Origin of the sequence: Agathobacter ruminis (genome assembly GCF_002735305.1) — a bacterium.
Lineage (GTDB): Bacteria > Bacillota > Clostridia > Lachnospirales > Lachnospiraceae > Roseburia > Roseburia ruminis.
Window position 1 is genome coordinate 1 of sequence record NZ_PDYG01000054.1, and the last position, 382, is coordinate 382.

Here is a 382-nt window from a genome sequence, read left to right on the forward strand (position 1 = left end):
CCCTATGAAGCCTTATAAAAAGATAAAGAAATTTGAGCAATTAGAATTGTGGAATATGGGAGACGTGTATGCATATCAGTTTTCTACAAAAGAGGCGGAAGAATCCGGTATATATAAGAAATATATATTGATGCAAAAAGTAGGAGAAAACGGTATGGGTTACCCATATGAAGGCTTTCGATATGATGTTATACAGATATATGATCGGTTGTTTGATGAGTTGCCGGACCCGGAAGTAATAAAAGATATTCGATTATTACCGGAAAGTACACCGTATCGAGTAAATGAAGAAATGAAGAAAAAGTTTCCACTTCATATGTCCGCTGGAATGGATTATTTAAAAGCATCTGAGTATCCTAGAAAAAGGCTACACTTTTTGGGA

At 35.3% G+C, this 382-nt stretch carries 1 protein-coding gene; it reads left to right on the forward strand.

From position 1 onward, the window contains the following. A partial coding sequence (locus CSX02_RS13540; RefSeq protein WP_189281432.1) for a hypothetical protein occupies nucleotides 1-382 on the forward strand: 382 nt, incomplete at both ends.